Here is a 21,799-nt window from a genome sequence, read left to right on the forward strand (position 1 = left end):
GCGCGGCGGCAGGTGCAAATCATAATCGCCGCCTTGCGCCGGTCAAGGGCGCGCGTCACCATGTCGGCGCGGCGCTGAGGCGGCGGGCGCTGAAGGTCAGGGCATAACCCTCCAGGACCCGCGCCCGCCCGAGAATGTTGTACTGCGGCATCGCCGCCAGTGGACGCGCCGCCGGCGCCTCGTCGGCGACGTTCCGCGGAGGCACGATCACCGGCACCATGAACGGACGGTCGTCGAGATACACCTGCACCCACCGCCGCAGACCGATCATCGGCGCCCCGCCGGCGTCGCGAACGACCGCCGCCACGTCGCCGGGATGCATCGCCCGCTCGATCCCCAGGTCGTCGGCAGACGACGCCGTCAGCGTGCTCACGTCGGCGCCGGTGTCGACCAGCACCAGCACCTTGCGCGTGACGGAGGTCTGGATATTCTGCATGTCCAGCAGGACCACCGGCATGGCGTTGCGGCTGGCGGCCGCCCAGATCATCCCATAGCGGTGCGGGTCGCGCGCCAGCAGGCCCGCCAGTTCGCCCGCCGGCGGCAGCGGCGGCGAGGGCGCTACCGGCGCCAGGTATTCGTGCGCCCATCGGCGGCGCCGACCGCGGCGGCGCGGAGCGAGTTTGACGGTCTTGCCCTTCATTTGGCAGCCGCCTCCAGCACGTCGAGAATGACCGGCATCGCCCGGCGAAAGGCGGCGCTGCGGAGAATGCGGCGGGTCAACTGGGCGTTATCCGCCGCGGCGAAGACCACCCGCTCGCCTAGGCGCACGCCGCCGGTGAGCTTCTGCCGCCGCGCCTGTGCCGCCTCGACGACGGCCACGCTCTTGCCCGCGAAGCGCCTGGCCAGTTGGGCATAGTGTCGAGCCAGCCAGGTCTGGTTGGGATCCAGCTCGCGGCGGCGTTTTTCTTCGACAAGTCGGGCGCACTGGGCGACGAGCTGGTCAGCGGTGTTGCCCCCGGGAAGGGTCTTGGGCAGGTAGTAGGCCCCCGCGCGGGAGACCTCGATGGCGTCATGCACGCTGGGGTAAGCGGTGAAGACGAAGATCGGCGTGTCCGGGTCGACCAGGCCGTGGCGGCGGATCGAACGGATTTCTGCCAGCGTCCGCAGCACCTGCAGCGCGGCGTCGGGCTGGTCGCGCCCGGACCGCCCGGCGTCCAGGGGCATGCGCATGTCGAGCACGACTACGTCGTAGCGCCGCTGCAGCAGGCGGCGGACGGCCTGGTCGACGTTGGACGCTCCGGCCGGTGCGAACCCCGCCAGGCGGAACAACGTGGCCAGGCTCCGCCGCAGCGCCGGGTCATCGTCGGCGATCAGCACGCGGGGCGGCGACAGGCGGCGGGGGCGGACCTTCATTGCGTCCTCCCGTTGCGCTGGGGCAGGACGATCCGGAACCGCGCCCCGCATCCGGGGCGCCCCACTTCCTGTGCGGTGCCTCCATGGACTGCCGCCACGCGCCGCACGATGCTCAGCCCCAGCCCGAAGTGCCCGCAATCCTGCGAGTGGTACGGGCGGAAGACTTTCCGCTTCATCGCCGCCGGAACGCCCGGACCATTGTCGCAGACTTCGATGACCACATGCGAGCCGGCGCCCCGCCGCGACATGCGCACGCCGATGCGACCGCCGCGCCGCGGCACGAACCGACGCGCGTTCTCGAACAGCTCCACCACCGCCCGCTCGATCAGGTGCGGGTCGCCCCAGATCACCAACCGCCGCGGCAACTGCCACAAGAACCGCCGCCGCGCGTACTGGCGCCGCAACCGCGCCGTCAGATCGGCCAGATCAAATCGCACGAATTGCGGTTTCTGCCACGCCCGACCGTACCACATGGCGCTGGTCGCGGCGCCTTTGAGCATCTCGATCGACCGCGACAACTGCCCCAGCGCGTCCTTGCAGGAGGAGGCGGCTTGGCGCTGCAGGATTCCCATCGCCGCCTCGACGCCGGCGATGCGCCCCAGGAGGATGTGGCCGGCTTCGCGGGAGAACTCCGCCAGCGCGCACTCGATGCGCCCATTGAATGGAGGCTCGCAGAAACCGTCGATGCGCCCGCCGGACCGGCTGGGTCGCCCATCTTTGCACGCCATAATGCACAACCCAAAGATGGACAACAATACCCTGGATAGGAACAATACCTATGCGACCACGGCAGGGCAAGCAAAATGCAACCAGTCGTAGACGCGGCATGTCGGAACTTCGCCCCCAAGGGCGGGTTTTTATAGCAGGTCTTTTACCGGAAAGGTTCTCTATGATCACAATGTTGCTGGCAAAACGTATTCTGTTGGCTGTGGCGATGCTGGTAGCCGCCGCGGCGCTGGTGTACCCCTTCGCCCCCGCGGCCAAGGCCGACGGCGAGGCCAAGGCCCACAAGACTGACTGGCTGTACAAGGCCAAGTGGGGCGTCATGTTCCACTACACCGACCCCTGGCAGGGCGCCGGCACGATCGAGGAATGGAACAAGCGCCTGGATGGTTTCGACGTGGACGGTCTGGCCAAGCAGCTCAAGGAACTCGGCGCCGGCTATCTGATGATCACCAGCAAGCACGGCGGCAAGTTCACGCTGGCGCCCAACGCGGCGTTCGAGAAGGCCAACCCCGGCTGTACGCCCAAGCGGGACCTGATTGGCGACCTGGCCGAGGCGCTGGACAAGCAGGGCATCGGTCTGATGCTCTATTACGCTACGGGCATGGGCATCGACAAACCCAAGGTGGCCAACGTTACCGCCGAGGTGATCGGCGAGTGGTCGAAGAAGTACGGCAAGAAGGTGCGCGGGTGGTGGCTGGACAATAACGTCGGCGACCAGGACCTGCAGAAGCTCATCGCCGACGCCGCCCGCAGCGGCAATCCCGACACCGTCGTGGGTTTCAGCCCGCCCAAGGCCCCCAGCCCGAGGCGCAACAGCCCCCAGGACGATTACACCGCCGGAAATACCCACGCCCCGGGCCCGGCCCGGTGCTCCGGCCGCTTCGTCGACGGCGCCCAGTGGCACATCCTGACGTACCTGGGCAACAACTGGGCCGGCGTTCACAAGAAGGCCGGCATGCGCTTCAGCCCCGAGCGCGCCGCGGGCATGACGGCAGGAGCGCTGTCCAAGGGCGGCGTGGTGACCTGGGACGTCAAACCGCTGGCCAGCGGCCTCATCGACCCGGCGTACCTGCCCGGTCTCAAGGCCATTGGTGAAGCGGCCGCCAAGATCCAGCGATAAGGCCTATTTGGGATATCCCAGGTTTGGCAAGGTCGCCTCGGCCGAAGGCTTCAACGGCCAGACGGTCGCTTGCTTCAGTTGCGCCTGACCGCCTTCGGCGAAGAACGTCACCTCGCTGAAGGGGCCGATCTTCGCCCGCTTGTGCAGGCGGATCAAATTGTTGGCGTAGACGATGACGAAGTCTTTCGAGGCCGCCACGTGCAGGCTGAGCGTGTTCTTCTGCTCGGGCCAGGGCTTGAACGGAATCGCTACGCCGTCGACGGTCAGCGTGTCGCCCTCAAAGACGATCTCACTTTGCCCGATCTTGATGCCGGTTCGCTTGGCCGAGCCGACCTGGATGTCGGCGTCGATCTCCACTGGCGCGCCGCCGGTGGAAACGGTTTCCTTGCCCAGCGGCTTGTCGGCCAGCACCGTGGCCTTGGTCCGCAGCGGCGTCAGCTTGGGCAACACCACCAACCGAAGCTGGCTGTAGGAACAGAGCTTGCTGTGATAGTTGCGATCGGCTTTGCAGCCGGGGCAGCGGTTGACGACGGCAAAATCATTTTCGGTGACCACCGTCACGTTGCTGGACCCGTTGCCGACACAGTTCTTGGCGGTGACCGAGGGGCAACCGTAGTTGTACTCGGCGAAGCGGTGGTTGTGCCCGCCGTAGGCCTGCGTCACGCGCTTGACAACCTGGTGATACTCCCCGACGCCGGTGGGGAAGTGTACGAACTGGAAGATCCGCGCGCCGTCCTTGAGGCGGGCGAAGTCGGCCTTCATGAAGTCCGCCGCCGCCTGAGGCGCCTCGTCACCCCAGAGCCCTTGGGCCTTGGGGTTGCGCCAGTCAACGCCGACGAAATGGCAGCCGCCATAGTTGAACGACCAGCGGTGCGGACCGACGTACTTCGTCCACACGCCGTGACAAAACAGCGGGTGGTCCGGATGGTGCTTGTCCGGCGAAACGGTACAGCCGGTATTGTCGTGGTTTCCGGGGACGGCAAAAGTGGGCACGGGAAAGTTCGCCCGCTTGATGTTGGCGGCCAGGCGTCGGAAACTCATGATCGACTCCGGCGGCTGGGAGTAGTTGGCGTAGAGAACGTCGCCGGTCTCGAAGTGCATTCTGAGCATCGGACCCATCAGGGCGATGTCCCGGGCGACGCCGGGATATTCCCCGCCGGTGCCGTGCCCGTCGGTGGTGTGCATGAACGCGAAGGGCAGCGTCTGCTTGTCCTCCCGCAAACCGAAGTCCACGCCCTTGCCGGTGGGCACCTCGCTGAGGCGATAAAACCACTTGCCCGTCGGCCAATAGTTGCTCGGCCAGGTCATGCTGACGCACCGCGCCGGGTTCCAGGGAATCGCCGGGTCGGGCACGAGCGTCAGGGTGTAGGCCCCATCCTCGCCGGTGACGGCGAAGTGCATGCCGTCATTGACGCCCACGCCGGCCAGGCCCTTCTCGCCCGCATCCCGTTTGCCGTTGGCATTGGCATCGAGGAAGACGACGCCCTCGACCGCGGCGGGGGCTTTCTCGTTGAACGAGGCCTTTACCTCGTCGAGCACGTCTTGGGGAACCACAACCTTCGAGTCATCGACCGGTGGAGCTTCCTCGGCGGCCGGGGCGGCCCATAGCGGCGCGCACAAGACCAGAATGGCCACGATCGTCCATTTTTTCATAGCATGTTCTCCTGCAAACAGTTCAGCGGTGAGCGAGTTCGGCTGAGCGATCGAAGTAACGTTTGATTCCGGCCGGCGTGACATTCCAGGGAATGTGGTTACCGATACACATCATATAACCCCCGGTCATCCGCGCGGTTTCGATCATCGAGTCGACCATCGCGTCGATCTCGTCGGGGTTGTTGCGGGTCAGGACGCGGTTGTCGCCCTCGCCGGCCAGGAACAGGTTCTTGCCGGCGTGGCGGCGGGCGATGGCCTTGTAGTCGGTGTAGGGCTCGGAGATGATCCCGCGGGCGCCGCAGGCGATCACGTCGTCGGCGTAGGCGTCCATGTTGCCGTCGGCCATGAAGATCACTTCCTTACCCGCCGCGCGAACGATGCCCCAGAACTCTTCGTAGCGCGGGAAGACGTACTTGTGCATCCACTTGGGCGAGCAGACCGGTCCGCGCGAGGTGACGATGTCGTCGTGGCAGGTGACGAACTTCACCGGCAGACGCGCGAAGACGCGGAACAGCCGGCGGTTGATCTCGGCAAACTCGTTCATGATCCGCTCGAAGCGGTCGTCCAGGCAGCACTCCAGAAACAGCTCCCATCCGAACGTCAGCAGCGGCCACATGAACATCGTGTTGTAGAACCCGCATCCGGCGTCGGAGCCCTCGGGGGCTTTGTCGCCCCACTCGGCCGGGTAGCCGCGGCGGTACTCCTGGTACAGCCGCTGCTCGTCGCGGAAGTCATGGCCGTCGACGATGGGCCATTTGGAGAAGTCGCCCACCTCGAGCGGGCTGAACTTGAAGACGTCCTCAGCCGACTTGAACATCGATTCGCCGTGGACCCACGAGGCGCTCTCGCCGTCGCCCCAGCGCACGGTGTGGCGATCGGGGTCGGAGCTCTTTCCGGTCAGATCCATCTCGGGGCGCGGGCGTGGGTCGTCCTTGTCGGGAATCCACAGCCCCAGTTGCGGATACAGCTCGGCGAGCTTCTGGCGGCAGAGTCGCGGGTGGTCGTAGTAGTCGATCCCCGTCATGTACGACTCGGCGTCCGGGCACGACCAGTGTTCCCAGTGCGGAATCCGCCGCGGCGCCAGTCCCATCAAGGCCAGATAACGATCGGAGGGTTTATTCTGTTCGCTCATACTCTTCCTGTATCAAAGCCGGCACGGCGCCGGGGCTTTCCGCCGCGCCGGCAGGGCGGGCGAATCGCGCTGCGAGTATAGCGACTGCAGCCGCGGCACGCGACGCAGTTTTGTGCTGAGCATCCACCGCCGGCGCGGCCGCGGCGGCAGCGGCGTCATCGATGTGGCCCCTCGGCGGGCGCGGTTCTATTTCCAGATGACCTTGAACTTGCCCAGCGTCAGGGAGCGTCTGAAGCGCGTCAGGCCCTGGCGGTCGGTCGTGAAATGTTTGAGTTGCCACTCCGGCGACTTGATCTCCAGGTTCGTCCGGTTGTTGATGATCGAGAGCTGGAACTCCAGGCGGTAAGACTGCATCGCCTCGCGGTGGCGGTAAGGGGTGTGGTACACCAGCCGCCGGTTGGAGATGAGGATCCCGCTCATGCCGTCTTCGGTGCGCTGCAGGTCGCGGTCGGGCACGTAACCGATGAACTCCTCGCCGTCCTGGCACTCGAACCATTGCTGGATGCGGTTCTGGACCGTCAGGGGCACCAGCGCCCAGCGCGACTCGCTGGTGTGCTCGATGAACTCGTGCAGCTTGGCGTGTTCGGGGCTGCCGCCCCCGCCGGCGGCGACCATGAACTCCTCCGCCCGGCGCAGGTTGCCGATCTGCAGGCGGCACCAGCCCTGGGCGGTGTCGCTGTTGACCTGGATCTGGGCGGAGATGATCCCGCTGCTGCCGCACATGTCGCACAGCCAGTAGGGCATGGCGTTGTCGGCCGGGCGAGGCACGTTCGGCACGCGTGGCAGGCGGGCCAGCACGTCTTTGGTCGAGACATCTTTCACGTCGTGGCTGCGGAGCACCATTTCGCCGGCGCTGCGCTCGGCTTCGAGTGAAATACTCGTCGTCAGTTGCGGCGCGAAGATGATCACGTGCGCGTCGAGGTGATGGCCGGTGCTGCACTGCAGGCACCGGCGGGGCATCGTGCAGCGGAACGACTCGTCCAGCAGGCGGTCGGCGGGAAACTCGAACAGCGCGCTGGTGCGTTCGAACTGCACCAGCCGCAGCGGTCCGTTGGAGATCGCGTGCGTGGCGGCAGGGGAAGGCTGGTCGAGGTCGATGGGCCTGTGCACCGGCGGCGCCGGCGCCGAGGCGTCGTCTTCCTCGTCCTCGTCGCTGAGCCAGTCGACGATGATGTCCTCGGGCGCTTCGATGACTGGAAGCTGAAATCGCTGGCGGCAGTTTCCGCAGCGCGCGTTCTGGCCGCTGTATTCCGGCGGCACGTTCAGGATTGTTCCGCAGTGCGGACACTGCGCCTGGCGCTGACGAATCAATACGTCTTCGCTCATGGGTAACCCTCCAGCAGGCATATCTTGCGAACCGGTCATAGCCCTCTCCGCGGTCGAACGCCGGCGGTGCTCTTTCGCCCGGACCCGTTATCCGAGGCTGCCGCCGTAACGCGACACTGTCCACGCCCTGGTCTGACACGAAAACCCGGCAAAAAATGCACAATTTCAGGCGCCAGAACTGCCCTCCGAAACGACCGGCCGGCGGCACCTCGCACCGTCTGGGTCGCTCAAGACCCTTCCTTGCCGTCGGGTCTCGACTCACCTTACACACGTGATTCTAGTCTGAAGTCGGAATTCTGTCAATGAGGTAAAACGGCCACTTACCGGTCAGCTTTCCTCGTAAGCCCGCAGACAGGTGATTGCTTCCCACGTCAGATCGACCAGCGCCTCGGCGCGATGTCCGCTCTCGTCGCCCCAGATCTGGCCCATCAGGCGAGCCAGGTTTTCGCGGGCGGCGGGGGCCTGTTCCACCACCGCCCAGGGCAGACCGGCCGAGAGGCCTCTCTGGCGGGCCATCATCAGCACCGCCGCGGCGGCGCCCAGGGCGAGGTTGCGTGGTTTGATCCCCGCCTCCATCGCCAAAACCATCGTGCCATAGAGACGGTCGTGGTATCCCAGTTTGCGCAGCGGGTCCCGCGTGACGCGCGAGACCAGATCGTTGAGATGCAGGCACGCCATCCGCTCCAGCAGGTCTTCGGCGTATGCGCGATACCCCTCGGGCGTGAACAGCGCATCGCCCAGCCCCGCGTGACGCTTCAGCAGGGCCTGGCCGCTCTCTTCCAGGAACGCCGCACGGGCGATGCGCATGATCCACTCGTCCGCACCGGCCGCGGCGATCGTCTGATACCCGCGGAACTGCGCCAGGTACCCGATGAGCGAATGGACGGCGTTGTGCCCGTAGAGCTTGGCTTCCTCGAAGGGCAGCAGGTCGTCCTTCTCGACGAAGACCTCGATGCCCCGCCGCGCCGGCGGGCGCACGCGGGAGACCAGGATGTGGTTGAACTCCTCGACGAGGACGGCCTTGGTCAGTCCCGGCGTCATCGGCGCCAGGTTGAGCCGGTCGATGGTTTCGACGTCGCTGATGACGCCGCTCATTTTCCCGATGACGGTGTTGAGGGTCTGCACCTCGGCCAGCCGCTGCGGCGATCCGTGCCGGGCCAGCGCCTCGGCGAGGCGTTCGGCGGCGTGGTTGTGATTTTCGGCGGCGTAGATCAGCGTGGGCAGGTGGTTTCCCCGCCCGTCGAGCCCGGCGGCGATCATCGCTGCCACGCTGGCCGCTCCGGCGGCGTCATAGAACTTCACGCTGGGAAGGGCGGTGGCCATCTCGCAGGACTCGCGCACGGCTTCGACGATCCGCCGCCGCCCCGCCGACTCGGAAGGGTTGCACAACTCGACGCCGGCCACGGCGATCTTGTCGATCCCGTCGCTGCGGGCGACGTTGATGGTGTAGCAGTTGCCAGCCGCCCGCACCGCCGCGACCAGATCGGCGTCGACCTCGGCGACGACATAGCGCCCGAAGTTGCCCGACAGGTAGGCTTCCAAAAGGAACAAGCCGCTCTGGATCGGTCCAAAGCCGAAGCCGACGAACGTTCTGTTTTCATGGCCGCTCATGATGGTCGCCGCCGAAACGGGTGGGCACATTATACGTTTCCGTATCCCGGCAAGCCCCTTTAGAATACTAGCGTAATGTCTTTTCGAGGATGTGCCATGGCTGTCACGCGCGGAAAATTCGTTCCGGTCAAACTGTCGCTGGCCGAGTTGCTGGGAAAGGATTACGTCCAGGCGGTGGCGGCTGCCCGGTCGGCCCTGACGGGCGAACCGGCGGCGCCGCTGCGGGCGGCGGCGCGGCGCAGGATCGACTTCTTCCCCGTCGCGATGCAGCGGGCCCTGGCGGCCCGCCTGGCCGACGTGGGGCGCCGCGTCTCCAGACCTTGCGCCAGCACTGCCGCCGGGGCCTCGACGGCGACCTTCGAGGCCGTCACGCGAACGCAGGCCTCACCCGCCAGCGGATGGGGGTACTACCGCATCGGCGAGGACGGGCGGTTGTACCTGCTGTCCAAGAGCGAACACTATCACACGCCGCTGGGGCACTCGTTCCCCGGGTACGAGCTGGGGCGGCTGGCCCAGACGCTGGGCATCTGCCAGGCCACCCACAACAACACGCGCGGGCACATCACGCGGCTGCTGGAAGGGGAGTTGCTCCGGGCCGCCAACGGCGCCGCCCGCGGCGGGCTCAGCGAGGTGCTCAACCTCCAGACCGGCTCCCTGGCATGCGAGGCGGGCATCAAGATGATGCTGGCGCGGTTCTACCAGTCTCAGGACGACTCGCCGCCGGCGCCGCAGCGCCGCGTGCCGGTGATGATCGTCATCGGCGACAACGAAGGCGGACGCGGCGCCAACTATCACGGCACGACGATGTTCGGCCAGATGCTGCGCGGGATGTGGCCGGGCCTCGAGCGGCGGCTGGATCGGGCGGACGTCTGGAAGGTCGTCGCCGTGCGGGCCAACAACATGGCCGAACTTGAGGCCGCCTTCGCCAGGTACGACCGCGGGCGGTACAAGATCGCCGGAATGAGCCTCGAACTGGTGCTGATGAATTACGGCGGGCTGCGGTTGACGCCGGCATTTGCCCGAGCGGCCCAGCGTCTTTGCCGCCGTCACGACGCGCCGCTGATGATCGACGAGATCCAGACCTGCCTGTGGAGCCCCAGGCTGTACATGTACCGCGAGTACGGTCTCAAGCCCTCGCTGGTGGTGATCGGCAAGGGCTTTTCCGGCGGTGAATACGCCGCCTCGCGGTTGCTGATCGACAGGAGCCTCGACCGCCTTCCGCAGTTCGGCGCCCTGGTGACCAACGGGCAGGAAGAGCTGGCGTCGCTGGCGTACCTGGTGACGATGCGATGGGCGGCCGCCAACGCCGAGGCGACGGCGGCTGTGGGCGATTATTATCAGTCGCGCCTGCACGAGCTGGCTGCGCGCTATCCGCGGCTGATCTCGACCGTCGAGGGCAGCCGGCACCTGGCGTCGGTCTACTTCCACGATCTGGAGATCGTCAAGCGGTTCGTGGCGACGTTGGCCGGGGGCGGGCTGGATATTTCCGTCCAGACCTACAAGGCCGCCTGCCCGCCCGGAGCGCTGACCAAGCTGCCGCTGATCGTCGACGCCAAGGTCGTCGACCTGGTCATCGCCCGAATGGATGCCGCCCTGAGTTCAGTAGCACGGGCGTCTCGCCCTTGAGGAGCATGGGCGCGACGGGTGCCACACACAACTCCGTTGTGCGTGTCCCCGACCGCAAAGGCGGAGAGCATGGGCGAGACGCCCATGCTACTCACGGGCAGGATGCCCGTGCTACTCTATAACGTCCGTGCTACGCCGGAGAATCCTGATGCCCCAAGACGTGCTGCTGGGAATCGACCTGGGCACCACCGCGCTGAAGGTGGCGGCCGTCGGCGCTTCCAACGGTCGTTTGCTTGGCGTGGCGTCGGCGACACTTCCCGTTGACAGCGCCCCCGACGGTACGCGCGAGCAGCGCCTGGCGGATGTCGATGCGGCGTTGGCTCGCCTGAGCGGCGCCCTGCGGCGCAAGCTCGGCAAGGACTGGCAGCGCGTGGCGGGGGTCGGTCTGGCCGCCCAAGGCGGCAGCGCGATCATCGCCGACGCCGCTACCGGCGAGGCTTTAACGCCCATGCAGCTCTGGAACGACTCGCGTCCGCTGGGCCTGCTGCCAGCCATCGCGGCGTTGAAGCCGGCGCCCTACTGGCGGCGGCTGTCGTATTTGTCCGATCCGGGCGCGGGGCTGGCGCGGATCGCCTGGCTGCGGCGCCGCCGCGGCGGCGAGAGGCTCTTTCGCAAGGGCAACATCTATGTCGGGGCCGGGGAGTACGTCTACTTCAAACTCACCGGTCAGTGGCGCCAGGATGCCGGCAACGCCCTGCAGATCGGCTGCTACGACGCGCGGCGGGGCGAACTGGTGGACGAGCCGCTGTCGCTGGTGGGGCTGGACCGATCGTTCGTGGCCCCGATGCGCCAAGGGCACCAGACCCATCCTCTCGGCGCCGCCGGCGCCAGGCTGCTGCATCTGCCGCCGGGCCTGCCGGTAGCGGGGCCTTACATCGATCAAGAGGGTGGGTATCTCAGCGCAGCGGCGGCATCGTCGCGGCCGTTGCAGCTTTCGCTGGGTACGGCGTGGGTGGGCAACTTCGTCTGCCCGCACCAGGCGGTTCCCCGCGATGGGTTCAATCTCGTGCTGCCCTCGCCGGCGGGGTCCGGTGCGATGGTCATCCGCGTGATGCACGCCGGGGCTATCACCTGGGACTGGGCGGTGCGCACGTGCGTGGGCAGCGGGCGCGGGGCGATGTCGGCCGCCGAGGCGATCTTCCGCCGCCGGCTGCTGGCGCCGCCGGCTCTGACAGCCATGCCGTGGCTGACCGCGCCCAATGCGATCGACCGCGCCGCCGCCGGCAGTGGGGGGCTCGTCGGCATCTCGCCGCACACCAGTTCCGACGACATGCTGCGGGCGATGGCCGAGGGTTTATGCTATGAACTGGCGCGCGTATTTGAGAGTGTTTTGTGGCATGGGCGCAGCGCCCGTGCCGCCATTGACGCGGTGGTGCTGACCGGCGGAGCCGCCAACGGCTGGCAGTTCCGCCAAATGCTCGCGGGCCTGCTGGCGCCGCTGCCGGTGCTGCAGGTCGGTGCTGACGAGCCCGCTGCCGCACGCGGAGCGCTCTGGGCCTTTAGCAGAAAAGCCGCCGCCGTCGCGGTGCGCCCCTGCCCGCCGCCGCCCGTTGCCGTGCGAAGAGCCCTGGGCGAGGGACTGCACCGCTATCGCCGACTGTGTGAGGTCTTATCCAAAGGTCTGGGCCCCGCGGCCGCCGACCTGCTGACATAGTGGAGTGCCTTCGATGAAGCCCCGTGCCGGACTGCTGCCGCTGTATCTGAAACTCTACGACGACGCCCTGCCCGAGATGCGGGCGGTGCTCGAACCGCTGCTGGACAAGATCCAGACCGGCTTGCTCAGCGCCGGACTGGACGTGACCCGCGCGCCGATCTGCCGCGTCGCCGGCGAGTTTTCGCAGGCCGTCGCCGAACTCGAAACCGCCGGCGCCGACGCGCTGGTGTGCCTGCACCTGGCGTACTCGCCTTCGTTGGAATCGGTGGACGCCCTGGCGGCTTCGCCGCTGCCGCTGATCATGCTCGACACGACGCTGGATGAGTCATTCGGGCAAAGCGTCGATCCGCAGCGGCTGCTCTACAATCACGGTATCCACGGCGTGCAGGACCTGGCGTGCATGCTCCGCCGCCGCGGGCGCTCGTACGAAGTTGTGGCTGGGCACTGGGAGAAGTCTGACGTGCTGGCGCGGACCGCCGAGGCCGTGCGAGCCGCCCGGGCGGCTAGGCGCCTTCGCGGCGCCCGCGTGCTGCGCATCGGGGCGGTCTTCGGCGGCATGGGCGACTTCGCCGTCGAGCCGCAGGTGCTCGCCGCGCAACTGGGCATGAGCGTCACGCAGATGCAGGCGGCGGACCTGACCGAGCCCGCCCGCGCGGTCACCGACTCCCAGATCGCCCAGGAAATGCAGCGCGACCGCGACGCGTTCATCTGCGAAGCCCCCGCCGACGTTCACGCGTATTCGACGCGCGTCGGCCTGGCGATGGCCGCAGTGCTCGATCAGGGGCGCTACGACGCTTTCAGCATGAACTTCGCCGCATTCGACTCGCCCGACGAACCCGTCTGCACCGTGCCCTTTCTGGAAATCTCCAAAGCCATGGCGCGGGGCATCGGCTATGCGGGCGAGGGCGACGTGCTGACAGCCGCCATGGTCGGCGCACTGCTGGCCGCCTGGCCGAAAACTACCTTCACCGAAATATTCTGCCCAGACTGGCAGGGCGGGTCCATCTTTCTCTCGCACATGGGGGAGATCAATCCCGCTGTGGCCGCCGGCAAGGCGCTGCTGTGCGAGAAGGACTTCCCCTTCACCCCCGCGCGCAATCCGGCGATGCTGGCGGCCGCCCCCGCGCCGGGCCCGGCGACGTTTGTGAACCTGGCGCCTGGACCCAACGACACGTTCCGCCTGATCGTCGCGCCGGTGGAGGTGCTGGGCGGCGGTACGCACCCGGACATGCGCAAGACCGTGCGTGGATGGATCAAACCCCGCCGCCCACTGGAGCGGTTCCTCGAAGATTTCTCCCGCGCCGGCGGCACGCACCACAGCGCCCTGATCCTGGGCGACCATACGCCGGGGATCAAGATGATGGCGAACTTCGCAAATATCGAGTGTATCGTGATCGAATAAAGAGGGGACGACACAGAGAGACAGAGACGCAGAGACAGGGACCAAGAGGGGACGACACAGAGTGACCGAGACGCAGAGATTGAGCAAAGGGTTTGGCAACAATGAAACATCCAGACAAGACCCCTCTTAATCTTCTTTGCCACCAATGTTTTTCTCTTCTCTCTGTTCCTCTGCGTCTCTGTGTCGAATTTCCCCTCCCCAGGAACCAGGAATGATCGAGATCAAACCAGTTGACCGCAGTTTTTATCAAGACCGCCTGGCCGGGTTTCTCCCGCCCAAGGTGATCGACATCCACACGCACGTCTGGCCGGCGCAGCACGCTCAGGGGGACACCACCGGCCGCACGGCGTCGTGGCCGATGCGCGTCGCGGCGGTCTGCCCCGTCGAGGACCTGCTGGAGATGTACCGGCTGATGTTCCCCGACAAGCAGGTCACGCCGTTGATCTTCGGCAACCCGCTGGTGCAGGGCGCCATCGACGAGATGAATGCGTACGTCGCCGCGGCGGCGGCAGCCCATTCGCTGCCGGCGCTGCTGCTGACGAGGCCCGAGTGGACCGCCGAGGTGGTCGAAGAGAAGATCGCCTGCGGACGGTTTCTCGGGGCCAAGGTCTATCTCAGCTATGCGCCGGCGTCGATCGCGCCGGGGCAGATCCGCATTTTCGACTTCCTGCCGCATCACCAGCTCGAGCTGTTCGACCGCCACGGGTGGATCGTCATGCTGCATATCCCGCGGGTCGACCGCCTGCGCGACCCGCTGAACCTGGCCGACCTGATCGAGATCGAGCGGCGCTACCCGCGCGTGCGGTTGATCGTCGCCCACGTCGGTCGGGCGTACTGCCCCGAAGACGTCGGCAACGCCTTTGACGTGCTCTCGGATACGCAGCACATGTGCTTCGACATCTCGGCCAACACCAACGCCGAGGTGTTCGAGCGGCTGCTGGCGGCGGTCGGGCCGCGGCGCGTGCTGTTCGGCTCCGACATGCCCATCACGCGCATGCGCATGCGGCGCATCTGCCAGGACGGGCGATACGTCAACATCATCCCGCGCGGGCTCTACGGCGACGTGTCGGCCGACAAGCACATGCGCGAGGCCGACGGCGACGAGGCTGCCCGCCTGACGCTGTTTCTGTACGAAGAGATCAACGCCTTCCGCCGCGCCGCCGAGGCGCAGGGGCTCTCGGCTGGCGACGTGCGGGACGTGTTCTACAACAACGCCCGGCGGATGATCGCCGCCGCCGGAGAGGACAGCCAATGAAAACGCTTCGAGTTGGGTTCGTGGGCTTCGGGTTCATCGGCAAAGTCCACGCATACGGGTACATCAACCTGCCGCTGTTCTACAACCTGCCCGTTAAGGCGCAGATCACGCATGTCTGCACCAGCAGCGACAAGAGCGCCCAAGCCGCCGCCGCCCAGATCGGCGCGCGCTACGGAGTGACGGACTTCCGGACCATCACGGAAAACCCCGACGTGGACGTGGTGCATATTTGCACGCCCAACCACCTCCACCGCGAGGCGCTGCTGTCGGCGATGGCCGCCGGCAAGCACATCTACTGCGACAAGCCCCTCACCGCCACGCTGGCCGAAGCGCGCCAGATCGAAGCGGCGCTGCCGGCCTACACGGGCACCGCCCAGATGACGCTGCAGAACCGGTTCTTTCCTGCGACGATGCGGGCCAAGCAGCTCATCGACGAAGGCTTTGTCGGCCGCGCGATCGAGTTCCGCGCCGCGTACCTGCACTCGGGCAGCGTGGACGAAAAAGCCCCGCTGAAGTGGAAGCTCTCCGCCGCCGCCGGCGGGGGGGTGATCGCCGACCTGGGCTCGCACGTGCTGGACCTGGTTCACTGGCTGCTGGGCGACTACGAGCGGGTGCTGGCGGCGACGACGATCGCCTACCCGACGCGGCCGTCAGCCGACGACCCTTCGCGCCAGGTGACGGTCGACGCCGAAGACAGCGTGATGCTGCTGGCGAAGATGGCCGGCGGCGCGCTGGGCACGATCGAAGCGAGCAAGATCGCCACCGGCGCCGAAGACGAAATCCGCTTCGAAATCCACGGCACCCGAGGCGCCCTGCGGTTCAACGGCATGGACCCTCACCACCTGGAAGCCTACGACCTGGGCGCGCCTGACAAACCCACCGGAGGCCTGCGCGGCTGGACGAAGATCGACACCGGCCAACGCTACCCTGCCCCCGCCAGCGGCCTGCCCGGCGCCAAAATGGCCATCGGCTGGACGCGCGCCCACATGGCCTGCCTGGCGAATTTCGTCAGCGACATCCTCGCCGGCCGCCCCGGCGATCCGGGCCTGCGGCAGGGAGTCTACATCCAGAAGTTGATCGACACCGTTGCCCGATCCGCCACCGCGCAGCAGTGGACAAAAGTCTAGCCCCGGTCCGGGTGCCACGCACAACTCCGTTGTGCGTGCCCATGTGCGCTGTACGAGAGAGAGCCGTTGAATGGGAAAGGGATGGCCCTGGCGTTTGAGGGCCTCTCTTCGAAACGTACGGTCGGGGACACGCACAGCGGAGCTGTGCGTGGCACCCCTGCTGATGCGCGATACCCCCGTCCGGGTGCCACGCACAACTCCGTTGTGCGTGCCCATGTGCGCCATGCTGAAGTAACCGTTAAATGGGAAAGGAACAGCCCTGAGGTTTGAGGGTCTCTCTTCGAAACGTGCGGTTCAGGGACACGCACAGCGGAGCTGTGCGTGGCACCCGGCGGAGGGGGAACTTGTGTGGGATGTTCTGATGTGATAAGGTGCCGGCCATGCAGATACGTGGGGAAAAACATCGAAAACTGTGCCAGCGATGGGATGTGCCGTATGGGGTGCATTATCTGACGTTCTCATGTTATCGGCGGCAGCCGTTCTTCGGCAGCGAGAGAACGTGTCGGTGGTTCTTGGAGTGTCTGGATCAGGCGCGGGCGCGGCAGGGATTTCATCTGTGGGCGTGGGTCATCATGCCTGAGCATGTCCACGCCCTGATTTCTATCCCAAATGAGGCACAGATCAGCGCCATTCTCAGGTCGATCAAGTATCCCTTGGCGCGGCGGGCGATTTTGTGGGCCAAAGAAAACCGCCCGGACCGGATGGGTTCGATGGAAGTGATCGGACCGGACGGGATCGTCTCGTACCGGTTCTGGCAGCGCGGCGGGGGGTACGACCGGAACATGCGATCGACTCGCGATGTGCATGAGAAGATACGGTATATCCACAACAATCCGGTGCGGCGGGAGTTGGTCCGGCGGCCGGAGGATTGGCCCTGGTCAAGCTGGCGCGCCAATCAAACGAGAGAAGACATACCTCTGCGAATCGACCGCGAGACGATTCCAATCCTTGTTGAATAGCCGAGCGTCAGGGACACGCACAGCGGAGCTGTGTGTGGCACCCTGCTGGTGCGCGATACCCCCGATCCGGGTGCCACGCACAACTCCGTTGTGCGTGCCCATGTGCGCTGTGCGCGAGAAGTTGTTGAATGGAAGAGGCGCGGCCCTGATCGGTTGAGGGTCTTTCGTCGAAACGTGCGGTCGGAGACACGCACAGCGGAGCTGTGCGTGGCACCCCTGCGGTGCGTGATGCCCCCGGTCCGGGTGCCACGCACAACTCCGTTGTGCGTGCCCATGTGCGCTGTGCGCGAGAAGTTGTTGAATGGAAAAGACGCGGCCCTGATCGGTCGAGGGTCTTTCGTCGAAACATACGGTCGGGGACACGCACAGCGGAGCTGTGCGTGGCACCCCGGTTGGGCGGAGTGCGATGTGGCGTCAGTTACTTCTTAGCGCCCTTGGCGGCTTTGCTCTTTTTGGGCTTCTTGACGTTCTTGCGCGGGGCGTTGCTGCCTTTTGCCATGGTCGGGTTTCCTTACGGTATCAACTGTTTGGTGAATGACTCGACGGGGAACGCCAGACCGGGGGCGTCGCTGCCGTCAAGTTCGCAGCGGAGGTAGACGTGGCTGTGATTGATGTTCAGCGGCGCACCCTGCAGCAGTTGGGTCAGGGCGACCAGGGCCTTGTACTGCTCGGGACCGGGGGCGACTTTCGAGAAGTCGCCGATCAGGCAGACGCTGATGGTTTCGGCGTTGAACGAGGCAGGCTGACCCGCGACGCCCAATCCGGCGGCCTGGCGTTTCCACAACGCCGAGGCATGGACGGCCGTTCCGTTGGAAGATTCAACGACGACGAAGTGGCATCGGCGGGCGATGTCGCTCTCGACGGAGGGGGAGGAATGGATGACGATGTGGCGCCATCGCGAGGGGAGCATGGGGGCGTCGGTGTCCAGCAGTTTCGCATCGAGCACGGGCGGCTGAGGCGCTACGACGACGGCGGCAATCTCTCCCGGCGGGAGCGGGTCGCCGCTCATCATCCAAAGCAACAACGCGCCGCTTGTCATGGAGATCAGCAGCGCCAGCAGCGTTTTGACTGTACGTGGTTCTACCATGTGCCGTCCGGCCTTCACGTTTTGCCCCAGGCGAGCATCCGGCTGTCTGGGGATTCTATGGCTGCTATCGGTCAGTGGCAATCTTATTCGCGAGAAAAAATTCGGGCAAAAGCGGAGAAATGGGTCCAAAAGAGGCCGCCGGGTAAAGCCGGCCCGCCAACGGCGGATAGGGGAACCCATGAAGGGGCGTTAGTGCGTCATTCCACGCCCAACACGCTGCCGTCGTTGCGGGCGACGAGGCGCCGCCCGGGAGGCACGATGGTAAAATCGTCGTCCCACCGCCCGGCAAAGAGCTTCTCCAGCAGCGTCCAGTCGCCCCGGAGCAGCTCGAAGTCCCACTGGCGCTGGGCCGCCTCGGCGCGGGTCTTGGCGATGGCGGCCGATTCGTCGCACGCGTCCATCTGCAGATAGCAGAAGCGGCTGTAGTTCTTCGTCCAGTCGCCCAGGCTTTCGAGGATGAAGTCGGCGTTTTCCTTGCCGTACTTGGCGACCATGCCCTCGTAGTCGTCGGCCAGCCCGAGCTTGCCCATCACGCCCTGGCGATCGTACGCCGGGCGGTCGTAGCCTTCCCCCGGGGTGACGTTTCGCTCCGACCACCCCGTGGTCATGTAATACGTGCCGGGGTGCTTGTCGAAGTACGCCTGGTACGCCCCGCGCGAACCAAAGAAGAACGTCACGCAGTCGTGGGCGCGGGGGATCACCAGCGGCCGCGTGCGGGCGGTCAGGCCGACCAGCCCGTCGTTGCAGCGGGCGTAGCCCAGCAGGATGGCCTCGTAGCGCCCTTCGGCGTCGGCGGCGTCGACCGCCGCCTGCACGCGGGCGATCATGTCGGCCCGCTCCAGGTCGTGCAGACCCTTGCGCAGGAACTCGACGTCGACCTGGTGAACGCTCCGCGCCGCCAGCAGGCACGCCTCGCGATAAATAATCTCACAGCCGATGAATTTGTACACGCTCATGGCACCACTATACGGCGCAGAATCGCTACAAAGAAATGAATGCTTTGCCAAAAGCGCTCCTCTATCATGCAGGCATGCGAAACCTCCTGATCCTGACAAGCGTCCTGCTTCTTGCAGCCGCGGCGTTATGCACCGCTTCGCCACCGGCGACGACGACGGCGCCGGCGGCCGGCGGCGAGTTCTCGCTGGTCGTGCTGCCCGACACGCAGATCTATGCGATGAAGCATCCGGACATCTTCCACGCCCAGACGAAGTGGATCGCCGACAACGCGGCTGCGCTCAATATCAAGTACGTGCTGCACGTGGGCGACATCACCAACGACAACGTGCCTGCGCAGTGGACGGTCGCGCGGGCGGCGATGGGGCGGCTGGACGCCAAGGTGCCCTACGCCCTGTGCGTGGGCAATCACGACATCGGCGCCGGCGGCACCAGCCGCGACCGCAGCACGCTCATGGGCCGGTACTTCACGCTCGACCAGCTCAAGGCCGCCCCGACCTTCGGCGGCGTGTACGACAAGGAGCCCGCCGGCGTCTCGAACAGTTTTCACACCTTCGAAGCGGCGGGCAAGAAGTGGCTCGTGCTGGCGCTGGAGTTTGCCCCGCGCGACGACGTGCTGCGCTGGGCAGCCGAGGTCGCGGCCGCCCACAAGGACCACCGCGCCATCGTCATCACGCACGGGTACATGTATCCCGACGGGCTGCGCTACGACCAACCCCTGCGCCAACCGTACCACACCAGCCGCTATCGCGTCGGGCGCGACGGCAACGACGGCCAGCAGATATGGGAAAAGCTCGTGTATCCCAGCGAGAATATCCGCCTGGTCGCGTGCGGGCACGTGTGGACGGTTGGCCGCCGCAGCGACGCCAACGCCGCGGGCAAGACCGTTCACCAGATGGTGGTCGACTACCAGACCGCTCCGCGCGGCGGCGAAGGATATCTGCGCGTGATCAAGTTCTCGCGCGACGGCGAGTCGGCCGACGTGTACGACTACTCGCCCGTGCTGGACAAGATCAACCCCGCCCCCGGGGCGAGCTTTCATTTGGACTTCACCGCAGCGCCGCAGTCGAAACCCCAGGCCACGAGCCGACCGGCGATATCTACTACTACCAGGCAAACGACGGGAAAACATTGATGATTCGCCAACCGCTGTCGCGAGATGAAGTGATCAAGGCCATCGAGCACCGCCGCCCCAGCCGCGTGCCCATGATGATTCACCAGTGGAACTGGGCCGGGGCCTTCGGCGAGCGCACGGCCGAGGTCGAGGCCATCCAGGCCGAGTACCCGCAGGACTTCTTCCAGATCATCCCGCGCATGCCCAACCACTGGGACGATCTGGCCAACGGCGGCCACATCCCCGGGTATTCGTGGATGCACACGCCGCCGCCGGCGGCCTCCGGGCCGGCCAAAGGGCACGACGCCAACGTCGCGATCACCGACTGGGCGATGCTGGATGACATGCTGGCGGCCTGGCCGGACCCCAACCTGCCGCAGATGTACGAAGGCGCCGCCGAGCACCTGGCCGCCAACGCCGGCGGGCGGTACACGGGCATTCACTGGTGGTTCTGCCTGTACGAGCGGCTGTGGTCGCTGCGCGGGATGGAGAACATCCTCTGCGATTTCTATCTCAATCCTGAGCCGGTGCATCGGCTGATGGACGCCCTGACGGACTTCTACTGCGGCGTGATCCGCCGCGGGGGTGAGCTGGGCGTCGACTGCGTCTACACCACCGACGACATCGGCATGCAGACCGGGCCGATGTTCGGCATCGACGTCTTCCGCGAGTTCTTCAAGCCGCGCTACCAGCGCATGATCAAGACCGCCCACGACTGCGGGATGCACTTCTGGCTGCACACCTGCGGCGACGTGCGGCTGTTCATGGAAGACTTCATCGAGATCGGCCTGGACGTGATCCACCCGATCCAGAAGTACACGATGAACGAGCGCGAGGTCGCCGAGCGCTTCGGCGGGCGCATCTGTTTCTGGACGGGCATGGACGTGCAGCAGATTCTCCCGCGCGGAACGCCCGAGGACGTGCGCCGCGAGGTGCGGTTCATGATCGACACCTACGACCGCCCCGAAGGCGGCTGCATGGTTACCGCCGGCAACGGCATCACCGCCGACGTGCCGGTGGAGAATCTGCGGGCCTTCTATGATGAAACGTACAACTATGGCCTGACGCACCGGCAAAGGTAGATCTTTCCCCATTCGCGCAATTCGTGACATTCGTGGACGTAACATCCCCGCCCCCGAACTTGCAGAAACTCAAAGCTCTGCGAAATCTTCTTCGAGTTGCTTGAGCGCTTTGCGATGGGCGAGCCTGGCGACCGAGCCCATGCGGTCGATGATCATGCGGCCGTCGATGTGATCGCATTCATGCTGGAAGCAGCGGGCCATGAGGCCCTGGGCGGTCTGCTGGAAGCGGCGGCCTTCCAGGTCGATCGCTTCGAGCACGACCGTGTTGTATCGCTTGATGCGGGTGTAGATCGAGGGGAAGCTCAGGCAGCCTTCTTCGTCATCGGCGGGATCGCTCTGCTCGACGATGCGCGGGTTGATGTAGGCCATGACGCCTTCGCCGGTCTCGTCGGGCACGCCGGCCAGGAATAACCGCACCGTCACGCCGACCTGGCAGCCGGCCAGTCCCACGCCGGAGGCCCTGCTCAGGATGGCGGCCATGCGCTGGGCCAAGGCTCGCACGGCGTCGTCGACGGCGTCAATGGGGGTGGACACTTCGCGCAGGCGCGGGTCGGGATAGTGAATGAGTTTCAGCGCCGGCAGGTCCGCGGAACGAATTTTCTCAGCAGAAGTCACGTC

At 66.0% G+C, this 21,799-nt stretch carries 20 protein-coding genes; 9 read left to right on the forward strand and 11 right to left on the reverse strand.

Features of this window, described 5'->3' with window-relative positions; all coding sequences use genetic code 11:
* Positions 1-55 precede the first annotated feature (55 nt).
* The 3 genes from ABFD92_11410 to ABFD92_11420 are packed head-to-tail and all read right to left on the reverse strand — an operon-like array spanning position 56 to position 2,081.
* Complete coding sequence (locus ABFD92_11410) at positions 56-640, reverse strand: hypothetical protein (protein ID MEN6505141.1); 585 nt, start codon at positions 638-640, stop codon at positions 56-58.
* Positions 637-1,353, reverse strand: a complete 717-nt coding sequence (locus ABFD92_11415; protein ID MEN6505142.1) for a response regulator — start codon at positions 1,351-1,353, stop codon at positions 637-639. Before ABFD92_11415 ends, ABFD92_11410 begins: the two co-directional genes overlap by 4 nt.
* Entirely contained in the window at positions 1,350-2,081 is a 732-nt protein-coding gene (locus ABFD92_11420; GenBank protein ID MEN6505143.1) for an ATP-binding protein, read from the reverse strand. The genes ABFD92_11415 and ABFD92_11420 overlap by 4 nt, the downstream gene beginning before the upstream one ends.
* Positions 2,082-2,242: 161 nt before the next feature.
* On the opposite strand from ABFD92_11420, the gene ABFD92_11425 reads away from it, so the two are divergent.
* Positions 2,243-3,199, forward strand: a complete 957-nt coding sequence (locus ABFD92_11425; protein ID MEN6505144.1) for an alpha-L-fucosidase — start codon at positions 2,243-2,245, stop codon at positions 3,197-3,199.
* 3 nt (positions 3,200-3,202) lie between these two features.
* Here the strand turns inward: ABFD92_11425 and ABFD92_11430 are convergent, their stop codons facing one another.
* From ABFD92_11430 to ABFD92_11450, 5 genes are all read right to left on the reverse strand, one after another.
* Positions 3,203-4,852, reverse strand: coding sequence for a hypothetical protein (locus tag ABFD92_11430; protein MEN6505145.1), 1,650 nt, complete (start codon positions 4,850-4,852; stop codon positions 3,203-3,205).
* A gap of 22 nt (positions 4,853-4,874) precedes the next feature.
* On the reverse strand, positions 4,875-5,984 hold the full coding sequence (locus ABFD92_11435) for a uroporphyrinogen decarboxylase family protein (GenBank protein ID MEN6505146.1): 1,110 nt from the start codon (positions 5,982-5,984) through the stop codon (positions 4,875-4,877).
* A gap of 12 nt (positions 5,985-5,996) precedes the next feature.
* Positions 5,997-6,143, reverse strand: a complete 147-nt coding sequence (locus ABFD92_11440; protein MEN6505147.1) for a hypothetical protein — start codon at positions 6,141-6,143, stop codon at positions 5,997-5,999.
* Positions 6,144-6,170: 27 nt separating this feature from the next.
* Positions 6,171-7,310: a hypothetical protein gene (locus ABFD92_11445; GenBank protein MEN6505148.1), complete on the reverse strand. Its 1,140-nt coding sequence runs from the start codon at positions 7,308-7,310 to the stop codon at positions 6,171-6,173.
* Between the two features lie 327 nt (positions 7,311-7,637).
* Complete coding sequence (locus tag ABFD92_11450) at positions 7,638-8,951, reverse strand: hypothetical protein (GenBank protein ID MEN6505149.1); 1,314 nt, start codon at positions 8,949-8,951, stop codon at positions 7,638-7,640.
* A 66-nt stretch (positions 8,952-9,017) separates the two neighbouring features.
* Between ABFD92_11450 and ABFD92_11455 the strand changes: the two genes are divergently transcribed.
* From ABFD92_11455 to ABFD92_11480, 6 genes are all read left to right on the forward strand, one after another.
* Complete coding sequence (locus ABFD92_11455; protein MEN6505150.1) at positions 9,018-10,547, forward strand: aminotransferase class III-fold pyridoxal phosphate-dependent enzyme; 1,530 nt, start codon at positions 9,018-9,020, stop codon at positions 10,545-10,547.
* Between the two features lie 148 nt (positions 10,548-10,695).
* A complete protein-coding gene (locus tag ABFD92_11460; GenBank protein ID MEN6505151.1) occupies positions 10,696-12,201 on the forward strand; it encodes an FGGY family carbohydrate kinase in 1,506 nt (501 codons plus the stop codon).
* Between the two features lie 13 nt (positions 12,202-12,214).
* The gene (locus ABFD92_11465) at positions 12,215-13,603 is read left to right on the forward strand and encodes a hypothetical protein (GenBank protein ID MEN6505152.1); all 1,389 of its coding nucleotides are present in this window, start codon (positions 12,215-12,217) and stop codon (positions 13,601-13,603) included.
* Positions 13,604-13,814: 211 nt separating this feature from the next.
* Positions 13,815-14,858, forward strand: a complete 1,044-nt coding sequence (locus tag ABFD92_11470; protein MEN6505153.1) for an amidohydrolase family protein — start codon at positions 13,815-13,817, stop codon at positions 14,856-14,858.
* A complete protein-coding gene (locus ABFD92_11475) occupies positions 14,855-15,985 on the forward strand; it encodes a Gfo/Idh/MocA family oxidoreductase (protein ID MEN6505154.1) in 1,131 nt (376 codons plus the stop codon). The genes ABFD92_11470 and ABFD92_11475 overlap by 4 nt, the downstream gene beginning before the upstream one ends.
* Before the next feature lie 380 nt (positions 15,986-16,365).
* Positions 16,366-16,944: a transposase gene (locus ABFD92_11480; protein ID MEN6505155.1), complete on the forward strand. Its 579-nt coding sequence runs from the start codon at positions 16,366-16,368 to the stop codon at positions 16,942-16,944.
* A gap of 511 nt (positions 16,945-17,455) precedes the next feature.
* On the opposite strand, the gene ABFD92_11485 is transcribed toward ABFD92_11480, so the two are convergent.
* On the reverse strand, positions 17,456-18,031 hold the full coding sequence (locus tag ABFD92_11485; protein MEN6505156.1) for a peptidoglycan recognition family protein: 576 nt from the start codon (positions 18,029-18,031) through the stop codon (positions 17,456-17,458).
* A gap of 197 nt (positions 18,032-18,228) precedes the next feature.
* Positions 18,229-18,987: a DUF1638 domain-containing protein gene (locus tag ABFD92_11490; GenBank protein ID MEN6505157.1), complete on the reverse strand. Its 759-nt coding sequence runs from the start codon at positions 18,985-18,987 to the stop codon at positions 18,229-18,231.
* Between the two features lie 44 nt (positions 18,988-19,031).
* On the opposite strand from ABFD92_11490, the gene ABFD92_11495 reads away from it, so the two are divergent.
* Both ABFD92_11495 and ABFD92_11500 read left to right on the forward strand, forming a co-directional pair.
* Entirely contained in the window at positions 19,032-20,120 is a 1,089-nt protein-coding gene (locus ABFD92_11495; GenBank protein MEN6505158.1) for a metallophosphoesterase, read from the forward strand.
* Positions 20,120-21,181, forward strand: a complete 1,062-nt coding sequence (locus ABFD92_11500) for a uroporphyrinogen decarboxylase family protein (GenBank protein MEN6505159.1) — start codon at positions 20,120-20,122, stop codon at positions 21,179-21,181. The genes ABFD92_11495 and ABFD92_11500 overlap by 1 nt, the downstream gene beginning before the upstream one ends.
* 69 nt (positions 21,182-21,250) lie before the next feature.
* On the opposite strand, the gene def is transcribed toward ABFD92_11500, so the two are convergent.
* Positions 21,251-21,796 carry a peptide deformylase gene (gene def, locus ABFD92_11505; protein MEN6505160.1) on the reverse strand — a complete coding sequence of 182 codons (546 nt, stop codon included), beginning with the start codon at positions 21,794-21,796 and terminating at the stop codon, positions 21,251-21,253.
* Positions 21,797-21,799: the final 3 nt, after the last annotated feature.

This window comes from Planctomycetaceae bacterium, assembly GCA_039680605.1.
GTDB lineage: Bacteria > Planctomycetota > Phycisphaerae > SM23-33 > SM23-33 > JAJFUU01.

Excerpts from the sequence above, each read along its gene's own strand:
- ABFD92_11410 (MEN6505141.1), bottom strand. The coding sequence starts at position 640 with ATGAAGGGCAAGACCGTCAAACTCGCTCCGCGCCGCCGCGGTCGGCGC.
- ABFD92_11415 (MEN6505142.1), bottom strand. The coding sequence starts at position 1,353 with ATGAAGGTCCGCCCCCGCCGCCTGTCGCCGCCCCGCGTGCTGATCGCC.
- ABFD92_11420 (MEN6505143.1), bottom strand. The coding sequence starts at position 2,081 with ATGGCGTGCAAAGATGGGCGACCCAGCCGGTCCGGCGGGCGCATCGAC.
- ABFD92_11425 (MEN6505144.1), top strand. The coding sequence starts at position 2,243 with ATGATCACAATGTTGCTGGCAAAACGTATTCTGTTGGCTGTGGCGATG.
- ABFD92_11430 (MEN6505145.1), bottom strand. The coding sequence starts at position 4,852 with ATGAAAAAATGGACGATCGTGGCCATTCTGGTCTTGTGCGCGCCGCTA.
- ABFD92_11435 (MEN6505146.1), bottom strand. The coding sequence starts at position 5,984 with ATGAGCGAACAGAATAAACCCTCCGATCGTTATCTGGCCTTGATGGGA.
- ABFD92_11440 (MEN6505147.1), bottom strand. The coding sequence starts at position 6,143 with ATGACGCCGCTGCCGCCGCGGCCGCGCCGGCGGTGGATGCTCAGCACA.
- ABFD92_11445 (MEN6505148.1), bottom strand. The coding sequence starts at position 7,310 with ATGAGCGAAGACGTATTGATTCGTCAGCGCCAGGCGCAGTGTCCGCAC.
- ABFD92_11450 (MEN6505149.1), bottom strand. The coding sequence starts at position 8,951 with ATGTGCCCACCCGTTTCGGCGGCGACCATCATGAGCGGCCATGAAAAC.
- ABFD92_11455 (MEN6505150.1), top strand. The coding sequence starts at position 9,018 with ATGGCTGTCACGCGCGGAAAATTCGTTCCGGTCAAACTGTCGCTGGCC.
- ABFD92_11460 (MEN6505151.1), top strand. The coding sequence starts at position 10,696 with ATGCCCCAAGACGTGCTGCTGGGAATCGACCTGGGCACCACCGCGCTG.
- ABFD92_11465 (MEN6505152.1), top strand. The coding sequence starts at position 12,215 with ATGAAGCCCCGTGCCGGACTGCTGCCGCTGTATCTGAAACTCTACGAC.
- ABFD92_11470 (MEN6505153.1), top strand. The coding sequence starts at position 13,815 with ATGATCGAGATCAAACCAGTTGACCGCAGTTTTTATCAAGACCGCCTG.
- ABFD92_11475 (MEN6505154.1), top strand. The coding sequence starts at position 14,855 with ATGAAAACGCTTCGAGTTGGGTTCGTGGGCTTCGGGTTCATCGGCAAA.
- ABFD92_11480 (MEN6505155.1), top strand. The coding sequence starts at position 16,366 with ATGCAGATACGTGGGGAAAAACATCGAAAACTGTGCCAGCGATGGGAT.
- ABFD92_11485 (MEN6505156.1), bottom strand. The coding sequence starts at position 18,031 with ATGGTAGAACCACGTACAGTCAAAACGCTGCTGGCGCTGCTGATCTCC.
- ABFD92_11490 (MEN6505157.1), bottom strand. The coding sequence starts at position 18,987 with ATGAGCGTGTACAAATTCATCGGCTGTGAGATTATTTATCGCGAGGCG.
- ABFD92_11500 (MEN6505159.1), top strand. The coding sequence starts at position 20,120 with ATGATTCGCCAACCGCTGTCGCGAGATGAAGTGATCAAGGCCATCGAG.